Genomic DNA, 17,000 nt, shown 5'->3' with positions numbered 1-17,000 from the left:
TCAATACCCTTTAAACAACTTCCACATTCCAAAACACAATCACGTTAGATAGAACGATACCAAAATCACATCCGATTTCAAAACAACAATTGATTTGAAATTCAAAAAAAATAAATAAAAAAAAGGAAGCAAAGATAAGTTCCAGGTTTACAAAAAAGCAAGTTCAAGCCCTGCGGGTTTCGGATAAAATCTCCACCCATACCATTTCGCTTTGAAATATATCCTATACTTCACAAGTCCTTTCCCAATGACAATTCGGGTAGTATTTTATCCGAAAAACTTGCTTTTTTGAAACCTTCCACTTCAAATGACGGCTTTCTTTTTTTTCTTTTTTTCTTTTGAAAAAATTTATTGGGTGAAATGGAGCGAAGCGGAATTCACGAACACAAAAAAAACAAACTAAATCCGTGAGTAAACGTAGCGAGGCACACCTGCATTTCATAAGAAACACCGTAGAAAATTGAAAATCTAACCAATTTTTAAAAGCCGATGTTATGCTAAAATTTGTCATTAAAACGTACACTAAAGGAACGATTTACAAAAATCCACACCTATTCATTTTGAACAAAGGATTAAACAGTGGAAAGCCTTCAAATGAGCCATTCACAAATAGTTTTGTTATCATCTTCGAGAATAAAGAAGATTTTGACAACATCAATTTAACAGCTTATGCACTTTGGAAAACTAAATTCTGGCATCAGTTTCTTTGTGGTTCTGTAATTCCATTTTTACGTCTACATGATATTAGAAAAGAATTTCCAAACAAAGTCAACCAAGAGATAAAAGACCACGAAGAACACCTCAAAAACGTCCAAACTTTAAAGCTTTTAGAACAATCTGAAAAACGATTCAATGAAAATCTAAATCTTATCAATGATATGAGAAAAGTGATTTTATATAGATATTGTAATAAGTAACTGAATACGTAAGAAATCCAAAAGTGCTAAACTTTTCATAAAATTCAAAATTACGTATTTAAGTATTTGCTTAAATACGTAATTAGTTATATGTTTGCATCTGTAAATTATAACTTATGAAATTAGAAATAACTTGTACAAGAGCAGAAGCCAACCATAATCAGCTACAAACTTGTATGGAAACTTTGGATAAAATGGAAGGAAGTTTTCAAAAAATGACAAAACTTTTATCAATTGCCGGAAGCGATGTAAGATTAAAAATTCTCTATTTATTAAATATAGAAAATGAACTATGTCCTTGTGATTTAGCAGATATTCTAAAAATGAGTGTGCCTGCAATCTCTCAACAGATACGTAAAATTAAGGATGCAGGAATTATAACTTCAAGGCGTGATGGTCAAACGCTTTACTATTCATTAAATAGAGATGAAACAGAGATATTTAATAGCATTTTTAAGTCTATAGAATTAATTAGAAAAACAGCATAATTTATAAAGAAATGAAAACAGAAAAAACGTCAAAAAATGCAGCATACACAGGTATATTTGCTGCTGTCGCAGCATCATCTTGTTGCATACCACCTGTTATAGCATTAATAGCTGGTGTTGGAGGAAGCGCATCTGCGCTATCTTGGATGGAACCTTTTAGACCCTATTTAATTGGTTTGGCCATAGTAGCAATTGGCTATGCTTGGTATAATTATTTAAAACCGAAAAATGCTGATGATTGTGGTTGTGAAGTTGATGCAAAACCGAAATGGTTTCAAACCAAAGGTTTTTTAATTGGTATTACATTGTTTGCAGCAGTTTCAATTGCTTTCCCTTATTATGCTCCTATTTTTTATCCTGATAATAAGAAAGAAGTGGTTATAGTCAAACAATCCAATATTCAAACATTAAATTTTGATGTTAAAGGAATGACTTGTGCATCTTGTGAAGAACACGTTAAACACGCAGTTAATGAGTTAGAAGGTATTGTAAATATCAATGCTTCCTATGAAAAGGCAAACGCAGAAGTGGAGTTTGATAATACAAAAACGACTAAAGAGGATATAGAAAAAGCAATAAACTCAACAGGATATAAAGTAATTAATAAAGAAAAAGATGAGTAATAAAATAATAAATTTAAACATCAACGGAATGACTTGTTCTGGGTGTTCATCACATATCGAAAAAGATTTAAATAGTAAAGACGGAATTGTAAATAGTACTGTAAATCACGAAACAGGAAAAGGGGAATTTGTATATGACACCAATAAGTTAAGCAATCAAGATGTTATTAATGCAGTAAACAATGTCGGTAATTATTCAGTTATTGAGGATATTGAAAAGGAAAATTGCTGTGTTACAAATGCCAAAGATTATGATGGAAAGAATAAATTCGATTTAATTGTAATTGGTGGTGGTTCAGCAGCATTTTCAGCAGCCATAAAAGCGGAAAGCATTGGTTTAACTACTTTAATGGTAAATGATGGATTAGATTTTGGAGGAACCTGTGTCAATGTTGGCTGTGTACCTTCTAAAAATTTGATTAGAGCTGCCGAAACAGCATATCACGCAACACATTCTAATTTTAAAGGAATTAAACCAAAAGGTGTTGAAATAGATTTTACTCAAATAATAAAAGACAAAAAAACATTAGTATCCACATTACAACAACATAAGTATATGGATGTGGTAAGTGATTTCAAAAACTTAACAATGCTTAAAGGTTGGGCAGAATTTGTAGATAATAAAACAATTTTTGTAGATGGAAAAAATATATACACCGCAACTAACATCATTATAGCAACAGGAGCGACAACAAATATTCCAAACATTGAAGGACTAAATAAAGTAGGCTACTTAACAAATGTATCTTTATTCGATTTAGAAGAAAAACCAAAAAGCTTAACCATAATGGGAGCTGGATATATTGGATTGGAAATTGCAATGGCATATAACCGTTTGGGAGTAAAGGTTCGTATCATAGAATTTACAGATAGACCGTTACGTAGTCAAACCAACGATATTACAGATGTTTTAGAAGCACAAATGAAAAGTGAAGGGATTGAAATCCTTCCAAATTTTAGAGCTATTAAATTTGAAAAAGATAGTGATAAAACGATTATTCATTGCAAATGTCCTGATGGTTCTATTACTCAAATTATTGAAGAAGGACATATTGTTGTAGCTACAGGTACAAAGCCAAATACGTCTAAATTAGGTCTAATAAATATTGACTTAAAACTGACTGATAAAGGACATATTTTAGTTAACGAAAAAATGGAAACTAATATTTCCAATATTTATGCAGCTGGTGACGTAGCAAACACACCACCTTTTGTTTATACAGCAGCAAAAGAAGGAAGTACAGCAGTAAATAATGCTTTTTCATTAGCGAAAAACAGTGTAGATTATACATCGTTACCATGGGTAGTTTTTACTGATCCACAAATTGCAGGAGCAGGAATGGATGAAGTAGAAGCAGAAAAAGCAGGCTTACCTTTTGAAGTTTCTAAATTAGATTTAGTTCTTGTACCAAGAGCATTAGCTGCACAAGACACTCGAGGTTTTATAAAGTTAATTCGCAATACGGAAACAGATAAATTAATTGGAGCAAGAGTAATAGCAACAGAAGGAGGTGAACTCATCCAACAATTAAGTATGGCTATCAAGTTCGGAATTACTGTGAAAGATTTGGCTGATAGTTTTTATCCATATTTAACACTTGGTGAAGGAATAAAATTAGCAGCTATTACTTTTGGAAAAGATGTTTCTAAATTGAGTTGTTGTGCAAGTTAATTTTTACTATGAAATTTTCTGTGAAAACAAAAAAAAAAAAAAACAAGTAATTTAAGTTTTGTAAATAAATGTAAAGGTAATTTTAGAAAACCACTATATTTTAATATTTATAAGAAAGAGAAAGCCTAGTTCAAAATTAACTAGGCTTTCATTTTGTTTAACCCAAAGGTCACCACAACAAGGGCTAAACTTATTTTCTGTGCTTCTTTTTTTGTAGACTTTTAAGCAGTAAAGAAATAGTAAAACTGACAATTGCTCCAACAGTAGCTAAAATAACTGTTCTTGCAATGTCTTCAGAATGAATATTCGGTACTATACTTAAAAATGTGCCTCCAGCAGTTCCCATCAATGTGGGATTATTGGCTGTCATCAGTTGTAGTAAGCTGACTAGTTGCTGTCAAAACTCCTCCAGCAATTGCCATATAACCTCCAATAGTTGTAACTAATACTGGCAAGGCAATTGGAGCAGCTAAAATCGTTCCACCAACAGCAGCCAAAACCAAACCAACATTTCGAAGCACTTTAAAAAACTTTGGAGTAGGAGCTGTAGCTCTATTTACAATTTTTTTCATAATTTATATCTTTTCATTCCCATGAAAATAGGAATCTATTCAACAATCAATTCAACACTTTCTTTATTATCCAAAGCTTGATAAACTAACGTTTTTAGCTTTTCAAATGCTTTTCGTGACATCAATCCTAAACCTGGACCAGAAAGTTTTGTTACGGGAGCAATACAACCATTCAATTCTCTTAATGCATTATTAGCAGGATGAAATAAAATAAAACTTCTATTTGCTACATCTAAAACTTCTAAATGCCATTTGAATTTCTGACTATATCGCTTTCTAATAAAATATTTCCCCTCAGGAATGCAGGAAACTCTCTTTTCATTATTCTTCCAAGGTAATTCAATCGTATAACAAATAAATTTACCTTCACATTCGAGTTTTCCGTTTGTTCCGTCAGGGAAATAAGTTCTAGTTAAATGAATAACCATTACACACCACCATCAACTTTAGCAAGTGATAATGGATTAAACGCACCATTTTTCAACGGATACATTTGCCCATTAATTTCTTGATAAAATTCAACTCCAACTGCCAAAAACAATGGTTTTGTACTTGCTGGAGTAACAGCATTCACTTGATTTATTGCAGCAGTAGCTGTATTGTCCCAAGGCAAAATCGCAGTTTCAGAACTAGAAACTACAAAAGTTTCAGTTTCAAAATCAACTTCTGCACCTCCAGAAATAATTTTAAAGTGAGTAGTTCCACTTGGAGCTGCAATCATGTTTGCAGGAATAAATGGTAACAAATCAACTTTAATTTCTCCAGCTGCACGGTCAATAGTAGCCACATAAGGAGCAAATAAAGAAGTTCCAAGCTTACCTCGAATATTGAATTCAAAACCAAATAACAATTCAGCTTCTCCATCAATAACGTTTCTCAAACCTCTATCACTCACTAAATCCGCTTGAATAACTTTTACCATTCTTTGAGTTAAACGACTCACCATTCTACCATCAGCAGAGTTCAATAGTAATGGTCTAAAAGCTGTTCTTAAAAGCTTTCCAGCTTTTCCAGCTCTACCAAACTCAGAACCATTCTCACGTGTTCTTTGAAACGCAGGATCACTTGCAATTCTGCTAGCATCAATTCCACCTTTCTCACGAGCCAAATGTCCGTCTTGGGTTTTGTAAAAAGTAATATCTCCGATAGTACCTTTTAATTTAATTATGCCTTTCTGTCTAGCCATAACTTAAAAATTTAATTAAACAATCATTTAAAATCTCCTTCATTCTATCAACAGGTTGCAACCACTTTCCGAATGATTTAAACAAAGTTTACATAACATTTAGCTAAAGAAAAAGACATGAGTGTACCATATGTCCAAAAACGACACAAGTGTCTTAAATAAACATAATAACACAATAAATACGTTTAATAAAAAAGGATTAAATTGCAGATGAATTTCTGCAAGTCAGAAGTAAGTCAAAGCCTAATCAAAGGTATAGATAAAGTATGAAAATTGAAAAACAGAGGGTATGCATCTATCCAAAGGACATACAACGAATAACAGGTAAAAGTTATCGTCAAAGTACTAGATTGATGCAAAAGGTAAAAAAGGACCTTAACAAGCACGAAAATGAGTTTCTTACAATTGAAGAATTTTGTTCATATGCTGGCATAAAATATGAACAAGTAACTCACCTGATTTTTGGTTAATATTCTTGAAAATATTTCAAAATTATTAACTTAAAAACAGGGTCATTATATACTTAAATAACTAGTTCAAATTTTAGTATTCTTTTTAAATAAATTCTTTGTTTTCATCCAATTAAGTAGTATTTTTACACTTCACAAGTTAATGAAATTCATTACGATTGTAAAAGGGGGTAAAATCGGTTACCCTAATTTAATTCAAGATATTAACCTTTGTTTTTCAATAGTTTAGAATGATGGTTTAAATCCCTCTTTCTCCGCGACCCGAAAGGTAAATGGTAACAAAACCCACTATATTCAACAATTTAGTGGGTTTTTTGTTTTTGAGCTATATCAAATTACCCATTATATCTAAAAGTTTAGGTGTCTTTTGAGGTGTCACTAAAATATAAAAAAATAAGTGACTCCTCTCAATGAAAAACACCGCTACATCAAGGTGTTCAACAACATATTCAAAAAATGTACATCTTGTGTGTAGTTATTAAATCAAATAAATTTAATACTAACTTTAAGGTCACCAACTATGAACACATCTGTATCAATTCTCTTTTACATCAAGAGAGCAAAAGCCAATTAATAAATCACTAAAATGTAAATTTAAATTATTTGTTATGGAGTTCTTAAAATTCCATGCACTTGTATTAGAAAATACATTTCGAAAGCAAACTAGTTATAATAAATATTAAAATCCACATGAGTATTTATTTAGTTTACTTTGATAGAAATATCCTTAATAATCCTTCTTTCCTATTTCTTGCAATTGGTAAGTTAATATCCTTTAAATACAATGTTAGACCATCAATTTGAGTGATGTATTTTGTATTAACAATATAAGATTTATGAATTTGTAAAAAAAAATCTTTTGGTAATTGATTTAAAATGTTTTTCAATGTATAATGAACAATAACACGTTTGCGATTTTCCAAATATATTTCGATATAATTTTGCATACTTTGAATATACAGAATTTGAGTTAAATGAACTTTTACTAAAACTCCGTTTTCTTTAAAAAATAATGGTTTCATGATGTGCTCTTGTTGCAACATCAAATCGTACATTTTTTTAGCTTTAAAAACAGAAGCTTGAAAATCATCAAAAAAAATAGGTTTCAATAAATAATCTACAGAATTTACTTTATACCCTTTCAAAGCAAACTCAGAATAAGCGGTTGTAAAAATAATCATGGATGGTTTATCTGTTATCATTTTGGCAAACTCCAGCCCATTAAGAAAAGGCATTTGTATGTCCAGAAATATTAAATCAATGGTTTCTGTTTTTAATTTTTCTAATGCAAGATACGCATTAGAAAAAGAGCCCATGTTTTCCAAAAAATCAAATTCCTGGATAAATTGATTAAGACCTTCTCTTGCAATTCTTTCATCATCTATAACAATACATTTCATCTCTTCAAATTTAATTGTAATTGGACTATGTATTTGTTTTCTTGAGGCTCAATGTATAATTTGTAATTCTTTAGATAAGAAAGGTTCAATCTTTTCTGAACATATGTCAATCCAACACCTTGTTTTTTTGTTCTATTTAATACAGTATCTGTTGAGTTTTCTATTTTCATAATAAGTTGACTTTCATTTTTTAAAAATACATGTAGATTAATATAATTAGTTTTGTCAGTAAATGCAGATACATGTTTGAAAGCATTTTCTACAAACGTTGACAACAGAAATGGAATAATCAGTAATTGATTTTCAGGAATATTCCATTGACAAGAAATTTGTAAACCTTCACCAGATCTATCTGTTTCTAATTGAAAATAATGCTTTAAAAATGAAATTTCATCATCAAGTTTTATCCACTTATTTTGCGATTCATATACATAATAACGTAATATTTTACTATATCTCGAGAGCAATTCAAGAGCTTCTTCTTTATCTTTTCTAATCAAAAAATGGAGATTATTCAAAATATTAAACGTAAAATGGGGGCTCAATTGTGTTCTCAAATGCTCTATTTCTGATTCTAAAACACTGTTTTTTAATTCTTCATGTCGTTTTTCTGATTCAACATTCTGTTTAAATAATTCTATCGAATAACTCCCTCCAGAAATCAAAACGCTCACCATCAGCATTCCGAAAAACAAAGATACCATTTCGTTTGAATTTCCCATTTTTTCTGACAAAATCAAATTTACTATAATGTATCCTTCTAATGATAAAATCAAAGCTGTGAAAATGCATGCTAATGAGGTATAGATTATAAATTTTGGAGATTTGTTTATTGTTAAATGCCATTTTGCTAACTTATTAATCACATAAATTACATGTATTCTTAAAGTTAATGTAATAGCTATTGAAAAAATTAAAGCTCCAAAAAAAGTTAAATCATCTGACAATTGTAACAAAGTCATTAGAAACATAAAAGTCCAAAATAGGTAATCTGCTTTTTTGATAGTAAACATATCTTATTTTTTACAAAAATACTTCTTTCTAATTGGTAATAGATAACCATTCATCAACAAAAAATAACCAATGGTCAAAAGTGAAAAATTGCCTTGAAGTAAAAATATAGCTTTGTCTCATATTATTAATAAATCAATAACAATGAAAACAATATCATTTATTACTCTATTGCTTTTACTTATTATGACAGTAAAAACAATTGCACAAGTGTCTATCAAAACCGAATATTTTGGTTTGTCAAGTTATAAAGATAACGACGGAAATAAGGTCGGAAATAGCAAAGGTTCAGCAATGATTTATAAAGGAAGTATTAAAATTCCGATTTCTGTGAAATTTAGCAAAGACAGTCTAGCTACAATTTGGGGTGTAGATGCATCGGGTGTTTATGCAGCGCTTAACAACAAAAACTTCTCTCAGAATTTGGTTGTGTCCGATATAACTAATGTTCAGTTGTCAGTATTTAACGTACGTCAGTTAAATAAAAGATGGTCGTTAATTGCCTTTGCAGGTGCTGGAATCTATACGAGCGAAACTCAGTTTTCTAAAATAAAGAGCAACAATTTTTTGGGAAATGGAGGTGCTATTTTTGTTAAAAAAATAAATCCAAAATTAGAACTTGGTGGAGGTCTAGCACTTACAAATACTTTGGGATACCCTATGCTTTTTCCAGCAATCTATGTAAATTATAACTATGAAGAACAATATATTTTCCGAGTTTCTATGCTTAACGGTTTTCAAGGATCTGCGGGATATAGTTTTAACAAAACAGTTTCTTTAAGTCTAATTGCAGAGATGAATGGACAATTAGCCTTACTTAAAAAAGATGGCAAGGATGCTATGTTTACACATCAATATCTTGTGTCTGGCTTGAGACCAGAAATAAAAATAACTGATAATATCTCTTTACCAATTACTCTTGGAGTCAATGCAATACGTTCAGTATATTTTAATGACAGAACTCTAAAAAGTATTTTTGACGAAAGCATAACTAATTCAAAATTTGATTTTTCACCTTACCTGTCTGCTGAAATAAATTATAAGTTTTAAGGATGTAAAATATTCTAATCCTTTCTCATAAAAATTTAACACTTATAAAATGGACAAAATCCTTATAGTTTTTTTTTTGCAGTTCCTTTGTACAAGAAACCATTATAGACATTATAATAATACAGAAAAGTTATAACCTAGAAGAAGTTGTTGTTTTTAACAAAACGCAAGAATACTTCAAAATAACAGTAAATAAAACCACGATTAATGTAAAAAACGCACTACTTGTTAGTGATTATGTAAAAGTGCTGGATAGAAAAGTGAGTGACGATATGAAGATATTAAAAGAAAAGTTCGTGCTTCCTCTACAGAAAAATATAATCAACAGCTAAATTTTGACTACAACAACCCATATTTTGACTACATCACTTAAAATTAACTGATCGAAATTTGCAGTATAAATTTAAAACAAATAAATATGTCAACTAAAAGTAAAATCGCATTAGTAACTGGTGGAAGCCGAGGTTTAGGCAGAGATATGGCTATCAATTTAGCTAAAAAAGGAAATAATATTATTTTTACTTATCACAGCAATAAAAAAGCAGCAGACAAAGTGATAGAAGAAATTCTTTCTTTAGGTCAAAAAGCAATTGCTTATCAATTGGATACGGGTAATGTCAAATCATTTGATGCATTTGTTGAAAAAGTAACACAACATTTACAAGAAAACGAAGGCTCACCAAATATTGATTTCTTGCTTAATAATGCAGGTTTAGGGCATTATGGTTCTGTCACAGACACTTCTGAAGAAATATTTGATACATTAATGAATGTCCATTTTAAAGGAGTATATTTTTTAACTCAAAAACTACTACCTTTTATTAATAATGGAGGAAGAATTATTAATATTTCATCAGGTTTAACTCGAGTAACTTTTCCAAATGTTTCGGCTTATGCTAGTATGAAGGGAGCCATAGAGACTTATACAAGGTGTTTAGCAAAAGAATTAGGAAACAGACAAATTACGGTAAATGTTGTAGCACCAGGAGCAATTGCAACTGATTTTGGTGGAGGATCTAATAAATCAGATGAATCTAAGAGGTCAGTAATTGCTGGCATGACAGCTCTTGGTAGAGTTGGAGAACCTGAAGATATTGGTGGGGTTGTTGCGTTAATTTGCTCTTCAGAAGCTGGTTGGATGAACGGTCAACGTATTGAACTTTCCGGAGGTATGTTATTATAAATAGATAATTTATGTAATTTTACAATATGATTCAAAATCAAGTACATAGAGTTAAATCAATTGGTGAATTTCATAAAATGAAAGGCTTACCTTCTCCTCAACATCCATTAATCAGCTTATTTGATTATGGAAGCTTTAATTGTTCTAAAGAGATACATCACAAACACTTTGTATTTGATTTTTATCATATTTCAATTAAACGAATTAATGGAGTTAAATATAAATATGGTCAAAACCATTATGATTTTGAAAATGGAGTTATGTTTTTTATTGCTCCTAATCAAGTTTTTAGCATAGAAGTTATTGAAGAATTGGCATCACCAAAAACCGGTTGGGTGCTAATGGTTCATCCTGATTTCTTTTGGAATACTTCTTTGGCTAAAACTATTAAGAATTATAATTTTTTTGATTATTCAGTACATGAAGCGTTGTTTCTTTCAGAAAAAGAAGAATCAACACTAAATACTATTGTTAGACATATTGAACAAGAATATAACAACAATTTAGATAGTTTTAGTCAAAACATCATTGTATCTCAAATTGAAACCTTGCTTAATTATTCTGACCGTTACTATCAGAGACAATTCATTACAAGAAAAACCAATAACCATAATACTTTAGAGAAACTGGAGCTTGTTTTGGAAGAATATTTTAATGATCAAAATTTTAGTGGTTTACCTAGTGTACAATTTCTTGCTGATTCATTGAATCTGTCTCCAATGTATTTGAGCAGTTTATTAAAATCTTTAACAGGATTAACAACACAACAACATATTCACGAAAAACTTATTGAAAAGGCAAAAGAAAAATTGTCAACAACTGAATTAACGGTTTCAGAAATAGCCTTTGAATTAGGTTTTGAGCATAGCCAAAGCTTTTCCAAATTATTTAAAGTAAAAACTAGTTTGTCTCCTTTAGAGTTTAGAAACTCATTTAACTAATAATCAACAGATAATACTAATTGAGATAGAATTACACAACAATTAATGTATTGATTATGAATTCAGTATTATGTGATTAGTAAATAAACATTTTTTAATATGTTTGTAAATTAAACCTAATTATGAATCCATTTATTTTAGGACTTCAGGCACGTAATCTTACTGTAGAAATCCATCATCATTCGGCTTATCAGATTGTTTTATCAAATGATACACCTTTTAATTCAACCATAAGCGGTAAACTTCACGAACGTATTCATGGTTTTTTGATTAAACCTCATGTTAATCATTTTTGTGTTGCAGAAAAAGGCACATTGAATGTTTTAAATATCGAGCCGTACTCCAATATTGGCTTAGAACTGGCGAGCCGGTTTAAAGAAAATGAAGCATCTATCGTTTTTGACTCTCCAGTAGAGACAAACGTTTTCTTTCAAACACCAAAAGATGGCTTGGACATTAGCAAGATAATAGATGCTTTGCTATCCAAATTACCCTCTAATGATTATGATGAAAGAGTTAAAAAAATAGTAGAATATATCAAGGAAAATTACTTTAAATCTGATATCACACCACAAACTTTTGCTGATATAGTTTTCCTTTCTCCATCACGATTAGCGGCACTATTTAAGGAGCAAACAGGTAGTAGCCTGTCTAAATATTTATTATGGACAAGGTTGCGTCAAGCAATTTATCTTACACTTTCTGAAAAAGACCGAAGTCTAACGGATATTGCTTATGATACAGGATTCTATGACCTTCCGCAATTAAACAAATATATGTACGAAATGTTTGGAATGCCTCCTAAAGCATTAAAATTTAGTAGTGATTTAATACAGGTCTACTAGCATAACACTTTTAAAGCAATAACATATTACTTAAGGTATCGGCATTGTATGTTGGTACCTTTTTTCTTTTCCATAATATAAATTTTAATGTTATCAATATACAATAGTGATTTGATACAAGTTTGAAAATGTGATTGTTCGCAACTTTGCATTGTAATTTTAAAACATATAAAAATGGTAAACAATGCAAACAAAATAGTCTTAGTAACAGGTGGAAGTCGTGGACTTGGAAAAGATGCAGCTTTACAATTAGCAAAAAAAGGATTTGATGTAATCATTACTTATCAAACCAAAAAAGAAGATGCTGAAAAAGTCGTTCATGAAATTAAAGATTTGGGACAAAAAGCATTTACGGTACAATTAGACCTTTCAAAAATAGCAGGTTTTGAAACCTTTAAAAACGAAATTGAAACTATTTTAACTTCTAATTTTGATGGGAACAAATTAGATGCCTTAGTTAATAATGCAGGTGTAGGAGTAAATGCAAGTTTTGAATTGACAACAGAAGAGCAATTGGATGCAATGACTAATATTCATTTTAAAGGACCTTATTTTTTAACTCAAAAAATATTATCTTTATTAAATGACGGCAGCAGTATTGTAAATACATCTTCTGGATTAGCTCGTTTCTCTTTTGAAGGATATTCAGCATATGGAGCAATGAAAGCCGCAATTGACACTTTGTCAAGATACCAAGCCTTAGAGTTAGGAAATAGAAGGATTAGAGTAAACTCGGTAGCTCCAGGAGCTATTGCAACCGATTTTGGTGGTGGATTTGTTAGAGATAATTCAGATTTTAATCAAGCTTTGGCTTCTCAAACTGCACTAGGAAGAGTTGGTTTGCCAGACGACATTGGTTCTGTAGTAGCTTTTCTTTGTTCAGAGGATTCTAAATGGGTTAATGCGCAAAGAATTGAAGTTTCTGGTGGATTCAAAATGTAAGTATTCAGCATTCAATAAAAATCAAATATCCCTTAAAGATTATTTTAAGGGATGTTTTTGTTAATTAAAATTTCTTTATTGTACTAAAAAAATAATCTCTACTTTTTATAAACACAACAATCAAAATTTTTATGCAACCTAATATTTTATTACCTTTAGAAAACTAGTAAATTCAACTTTAGAAATCATAATGAAGGATGATGTGTCGTTAAAAGAAAAGAATAATTGAGAACGATTTTATCAAATAAATAACAAAAATATGAACACTACACAAGTAAAAGCATTTGGAACAGAATCAGCTGAAGCTGACTTAAAAGAAGTAAACATAAACAGAAGAGAAGTATTAGCCAAAGATATTGAAATTGAGATTCTATACTGCGGTGTTTGTCATTCTGATTTACACACGGCTCGTAATGATTGGGGAGGAACCATGTATCCAGCAGTTCCTGGTCATGAAATTGTAGGTAGAATTTCAAAAATTGGAAGCGATGTGACCAAATTTAAAGTAGGTGATTTGGCTGGTGTCGGTTGTTTGGTTGATTCTTGCCAAACTTGCGATAGTTGTAAAAATGATTTAGAACAATATTGTTCAAACGGTTGGGTTGGAACATATAACGGACAAGATAAACACTTAGGAGGACACACTTTTGGAGGATATTCTGAAAAAGTAGTGGTTGATGAAAACTTTGTATTAAAAGTACCAACAAATTTAGATTTAGCAGCTGTGGCTCCATTATTATGTGCAGGAATTACAACTTGGTCACCATTAAGACACTGGAAAGTGGGAAAAGGTAGTAAAGTAGCAGTTGTAGGTTTAGGAGGATTAGGTCACATGGCTTTAAAGCTAGCCAATGCTTTAGGAGCAGAAGTAACGTTATTCTCAAGAACTCCTGATAAAATTCAAGATGCAAAAGATTTAGGAGCTCACAATGTAGTGATTTCTACAGATCAAGACCAAATGAAAGCTGCTACTGGAAAGTTTGATTTAATAATTGATACAGTACCTAGTATTCATGACATTAATCCTTACATTAACACATTAAATTACAGCGGAACTTTAGTTTTAGTAGGATATCTTGGTCCTTTAGATCCTTTCTTAAATACCGTTCCAATGATTATGGGAAGAAAATCTGTAGCAGGTTCACTAATTGGTGGAATTGCCGAAACGCAAGAAATGTTGGATTTCTGCGGAGAACACAATATTGTTTCAGAAATCGAGATCATTAGAATGCACAATATCAACGAATCATATGAAAGAATGCTAAAAAGCGATGTTAAATATCGTTTTGTAATTGATATGGAATCTTTGAAATCATAATATATATTTAAATTAGTCTTTATTAAGAACTATGATAAACCTGTAAGTGTTTTATTTACAGGTTTTTTTATTGATAAATCATAGAATAAATAATTAGCAAAGTTAAAAGGCAAATATTTAGAACATTATACTTATAAGTTTGTTAAACTAGTTTCATTTCAATATTATTTATGGTAAATTAGAAAAATTGACACTATTTAATTTTACATAAATTCAAAATATGAAAGCAATATTTACAATAGAAAAAGTAAGTTCGTTAACAGAAATTCCAAATTATTGGTCAAAAGAAGATTATTTTGCACTGCTAAAAGCCTTCGACGTTCCTGTAGCAGATACTTTGTCAAATGATGAATGTATTGAATATCTTCAAATGGCCGTTAGCGAATTAGAACCAAATCAAGCTGCTCAAATACTACTAACATATAAATTAAGTGCGTTTTTAAACGAAAATCAAATTGAACAAATTTCTAATGATATGCTAATTGATAAAATATCAGAAGAGTATCCAGAAATTGGTCTTCACCTTGATTTGTTTTCTATAAATCAACTTTTGTTTAAATTATATAATGGTAAATTTCCAAATACAAAAGCGATTTTAATTGAGGTTTTAGTAGAAATAGAAGATTATTCTGAGGTTTTAACCAAAGAAGAAATAATTAAATATATAATGGAAATGACTTCTGAAAGAAATGTAATTAAAAGGCTTTTTTCTGAAAAATTGGAACATAATACTCCTTTTGAAGAAGCAAATGATATTATTTGGAAATTAGAACATAGTAATGATCATTATAAAATATATACTTCAGAATATTGGATTGCAGATGAAGAAATTGAAAAAAGCAAAATAGAAACTGAGTTTATTTCAATAGATGTTTTAGGAGAATAATTTAATTTATTGCAATAGAGATAAAAGCTTTGGAATTGATAAAATATTGATAAGTAGGAAAATGTATCAATATTTTTTCAATTCCAAAATTTCCTCCATTAAATTTGACACATAGTTTCGTTAGTTTTCTATATTTAGAATGCTCTGTGTACTGTTTTAATTATCATTGCATATTTTATTCTTAGACGAACTTCTGAAAAAAATCAACAAGTTGGTTTTTACAAATGAAGCAATGTATCTGGATATTACCCTAGTTTATAGAAAAAAAACTTTATACAATTATCCTTTTAATATTTTTTCAATAGCTTCTAATTCTTCCGATGAGAAAGTAAGATTGCTTTGTATTCCAACAGCATCTTCAATATGAGAAACTTTACTTGCACCAATAATTACAGAGGTAACTCTCTCGTCTCTTAAGACCCAAGATAATGCTAATTGAGACATTTTTTGTCCTCTTTTTTTGGCTATTTCATTTAGTGCTTTAACTTTTTCAATGTTTTTTTCGTTAATGTCTCTACTAGATAAAAAACTATCTGGTTTTGATGCTCTAGAGCCTTGAGGAATTCCATTTAGGTATTTATCTGTTAATAAGCCTTGAAATAAAGGACTAAAAACAACCGAACCTACACCTGTTTCTTCTAACACATTTAATAATCCATCTTCTATCCAACGGTTAAACATACTGTAAGATGGTTGATGAACTAAACATGGTGTGCCTAAAGATTTTAAAACAGCAATGGCTTCTCTTGATTCTTCAGGATTGTATGAAGAAATACCTGCATACAAAGCCTTTCCTGATTTTACAATTTGATCTAAAGCCATCATAGTTTCTTCGATTGGTGTATTTGGATCAGGTCTATGACTATAGAAAATATCTACATATTCTAATCCCATTCGTTTTAAACTTTGATTACAACTGGCAATCAAATATTTTCGAGAACCAAAATTACCATAAGGACCAGGCCACATATCCCAACCAGCTTTTGAAGTAATTATCATTTCATCTCGGTATGATTTTAAATCAGTTTTAAGGATTTTTCCAAAATTTTCTTCGGCAGACCCTGCTGGTGGGCCATAATTATTTGCTAGATCGAAATGGGTAATACCCAAATCAAAGGCACGCAAAACCATTTTTCTTCCGTTTTCAAAAATATCTACGCCTCCAAAGTTATGCCATAGGCCTAGTGAAATAAGGGGTAATTCAATTCCACTTTTGCCACATCGCTTGTACTGCATGTTGTCATAGCGTTTTTTGTCTGCTAAGTAACTCATTTTATTTTTTTTAAATTTAATCAATTATATAATTATACCAAATTAGCTAGTTAAAGAATGACTATTATTAGATTTGAAAGAGCGAATTAAAAAGGTGAAAAAACAAGAACAACTTTAATTCTATTTGTAAGCTACAGCGGTGTGAATTAAATAATCCGCTAAGATCTAGTTTAATATATTCTATGTTTATCTTATGTTGATTAATTAATTTATTTCTAATTCCA

General features: G+C 30.4%; 18 protein-coding genes. 11 read left to right on the top strand and 7 right to left on the bottom strand.

Going from position 1 to position 17,000, the window contains the following annotated elements; all coding sequences use genetic code 11:
* Window positions 1–494: 494 nt before the first annotated feature.
* From FIA58_RS16375 to merA, 4 genes are all read left to right on the top strand, one after another.
* Window positions 495–917 (top strand): DUF6943 family protein, encoded by a 423-nt coding sequence (locus FIA58_RS16375; RefSeq protein ID WP_140963772.1) that lies wholly within the window; start codon window positions 495–497, stop codon window positions 915–917.
* Window positions 918–1,033: 116 nt separating this feature from the next.
* Complete coding sequence (locus FIA58_RS16370) at window positions 1,034–1,405, top strand: ArsR/SmtB family transcription factor (RefSeq protein ID WP_140963771.1); 372 nt, start codon at window positions 1,034–1,036, stop codon at window positions 1,403–1,405.
* 11 nt (window positions 1,406–1,416) lie between these two features.
* On the top strand, window positions 1,417–2,028 hold the full coding sequence (gene merTP / locus FIA58_RS16365; protein WP_140963770.1) for a mercuric transport protein MerTP: 612 nt from the start codon (window positions 1,417–1,419) through the stop codon (window positions 2,026–2,028).
* Complete coding sequence (gene merA, locus FIA58_RS16360) at window positions 2,021–3,700, top strand: mercury(II) reductase (RefSeq protein WP_140963769.1); 1,680 nt, start codon at window positions 2,021–2,023, stop codon at window positions 3,698–3,700. Before merTP ends, merA begins: the two co-directional genes overlap by 8 nt.
* 190 nt (window positions 3,701–3,890) lie before the next feature.
* Here the strand turns inward: merA and FIA58_RS16355 are convergent, their stop codons facing one another.
* From FIA58_RS16355 to FIA58_RS16330, 6 genes are all read right to left on the bottom strand, one after another.
* The gene (locus FIA58_RS16355; RefSeq protein ID WP_140963768.1) at window positions 3,891–4,070 is read right to left on the bottom strand and encodes a hypothetical protein; all 180 of its coding nucleotides are present in this window, start codon (window positions 4,068–4,070) and stop codon (window positions 3,891–3,893) included.
* Complete coding sequence (locus FIA58_RS16350) at window positions 4,057–4,272, bottom strand: hypothetical protein (protein ID WP_140963767.1); 216 nt, start codon at window positions 4,270–4,272, stop codon at window positions 4,057–4,059. Before FIA58_RS16350 ends, FIA58_RS16355 begins: the two co-directional genes overlap by 14 nt.
* A 35-nt stretch (window positions 4,273–4,307) precedes the next feature.
* Window positions 4,308–4,700: a DUF5675 family protein gene (locus tag FIA58_RS16345; RefSeq protein ID WP_140963766.1), complete on the bottom strand. Its 393-nt coding sequence runs from the start codon at window positions 4,698–4,700 to the stop codon at window positions 4,308–4,310.
* Window positions 4,700–5,458, bottom strand: a complete 759-nt coding sequence (locus tag FIA58_RS16340) for a hypothetical protein (protein ID WP_140963765.1) — start codon at window positions 5,456–5,458, stop codon at window positions 4,700–4,702. The genes FIA58_RS16345 and FIA58_RS16340 overlap by 1 nt, the downstream gene beginning before the upstream one ends.
* Before the next feature lie 1,177 nt (window positions 5,459–6,635).
* On the bottom strand, window positions 6,636–7,328 hold the full coding sequence (locus FIA58_RS16335) for a LytR/AlgR family response regulator transcription factor (protein WP_140963763.1): 693 nt from the start codon (window positions 7,326–7,328) through the stop codon (window positions 6,636–6,638).
* Window positions 7,325–8,341: a sensor histidine kinase gene (locus FIA58_RS16330; RefSeq protein WP_140963762.1), complete on the bottom strand. Its 1,017-nt coding sequence runs from the start codon at window positions 8,339–8,341 to the stop codon at window positions 7,325–7,327. Before FIA58_RS16330 ends, FIA58_RS16335 begins: the two co-directional genes overlap by 4 nt.
* Before the next feature lie 142 nt (window positions 8,342–8,483).
* Here FIA58_RS16330 and FIA58_RS16325 point away from each other — a divergent pair, with 142 nt between their 5' ends.
* From FIA58_RS16325 to FIA58_RS16295, 7 genes are all read left to right on the top strand, one after another.
* Window positions 8,484–9,389 carry a DUF6268 family outer membrane beta-barrel protein gene (locus FIA58_RS16325; RefSeq protein ID WP_140963761.1) on the top strand — a complete coding sequence of 302 codons (906 nt, stop codon included), beginning with the start codon at window positions 8,484–8,486 and terminating at the stop codon, window positions 9,387–9,389.
* Window positions 9,390–9,807: 418 nt separating this feature from the next.
* Window positions 9,808–10,572 carry an SDR family oxidoreductase gene (locus tag FIA58_RS16320; protein ID WP_140963760.1) on the top strand — a complete coding sequence of 255 codons (765 nt, stop codon included), beginning with the start codon at window positions 9,808–9,810 and terminating at the stop codon, window positions 10,570–10,572.
* Between the two features lie 26 nt (window positions 10,573–10,598).
* Entirely contained in the window at window positions 10,599–11,513 is a 915-nt protein-coding gene (locus FIA58_RS16315; RefSeq protein ID WP_140963759.1) for a helix-turn-helix domain-containing protein, read from the top strand.
* Between the two features lie 122 nt (window positions 11,514–11,635).
* The gene (locus tag FIA58_RS16310) at window positions 11,636–12,358 is read left to right on the top strand and encodes a helix-turn-helix domain-containing protein (RefSeq protein ID WP_140963758.1); all 723 of its coding nucleotides are present in this window, start codon (window positions 11,636–11,638) and stop codon (window positions 12,356–12,358) included.
* Window positions 12,359–12,532: 174 nt separating this feature from the next.
* Window positions 12,533–13,300, top strand: a complete 768-nt coding sequence (locus FIA58_RS16305) for an SDR family NAD(P)-dependent oxidoreductase (protein ID WP_140963757.1) — start codon at window positions 12,533–12,535, stop codon at window positions 13,298–13,300.
* Between the two features lie 259 nt (window positions 13,301–13,559).
* Complete coding sequence (locus FIA58_RS16300) at window positions 13,560–14,618, top strand: NAD(P)-dependent alcohol dehydrogenase (protein ID WP_140963756.1); 1,059 nt, start codon at window positions 13,560–13,562, stop codon at window positions 14,616–14,618.
* 220 nt (window positions 14,619–14,838) lie between these two features.
* Window positions 14,839–15,504, top strand: coding sequence for a hypothetical protein (locus FIA58_RS16295; RefSeq protein WP_140963755.1), 666 nt, complete (start codon window positions 14,839–14,841; stop codon window positions 15,502–15,504).
* A 279-nt stretch (window positions 15,505–15,783) separates the two neighbouring features.
* Here FIA58_RS16295 and mgrA read toward each other — a convergent pair whose 3' ends face one another.
* Window positions 15,784–16,776, bottom strand: coding sequence for an L-glyceraldehyde 3-phosphate reductase (mgrA, locus tag FIA58_RS16290; RefSeq protein ID WP_140963754.1), 993 nt, complete (start codon window positions 16,774–16,776; stop codon window positions 15,784–15,786).
* Window positions 16,777–17,000 lie beyond the last annotated feature (224 nt).

It is taken from the genome of Flavobacterium jejuense, from assembly GCF_006491595.2.
GTDB classification, from domain to species: domain Bacteria; phylum Bacteroidota; class Bacteroidia; order Flavobacteriales; family Flavobacteriaceae; genus Flavobacterium; species Flavobacterium jejuense.
Note: the sequence above shows the minus strand (reverse complement) of the source record. Positions and strands in the feature narration are given on the sequence as shown.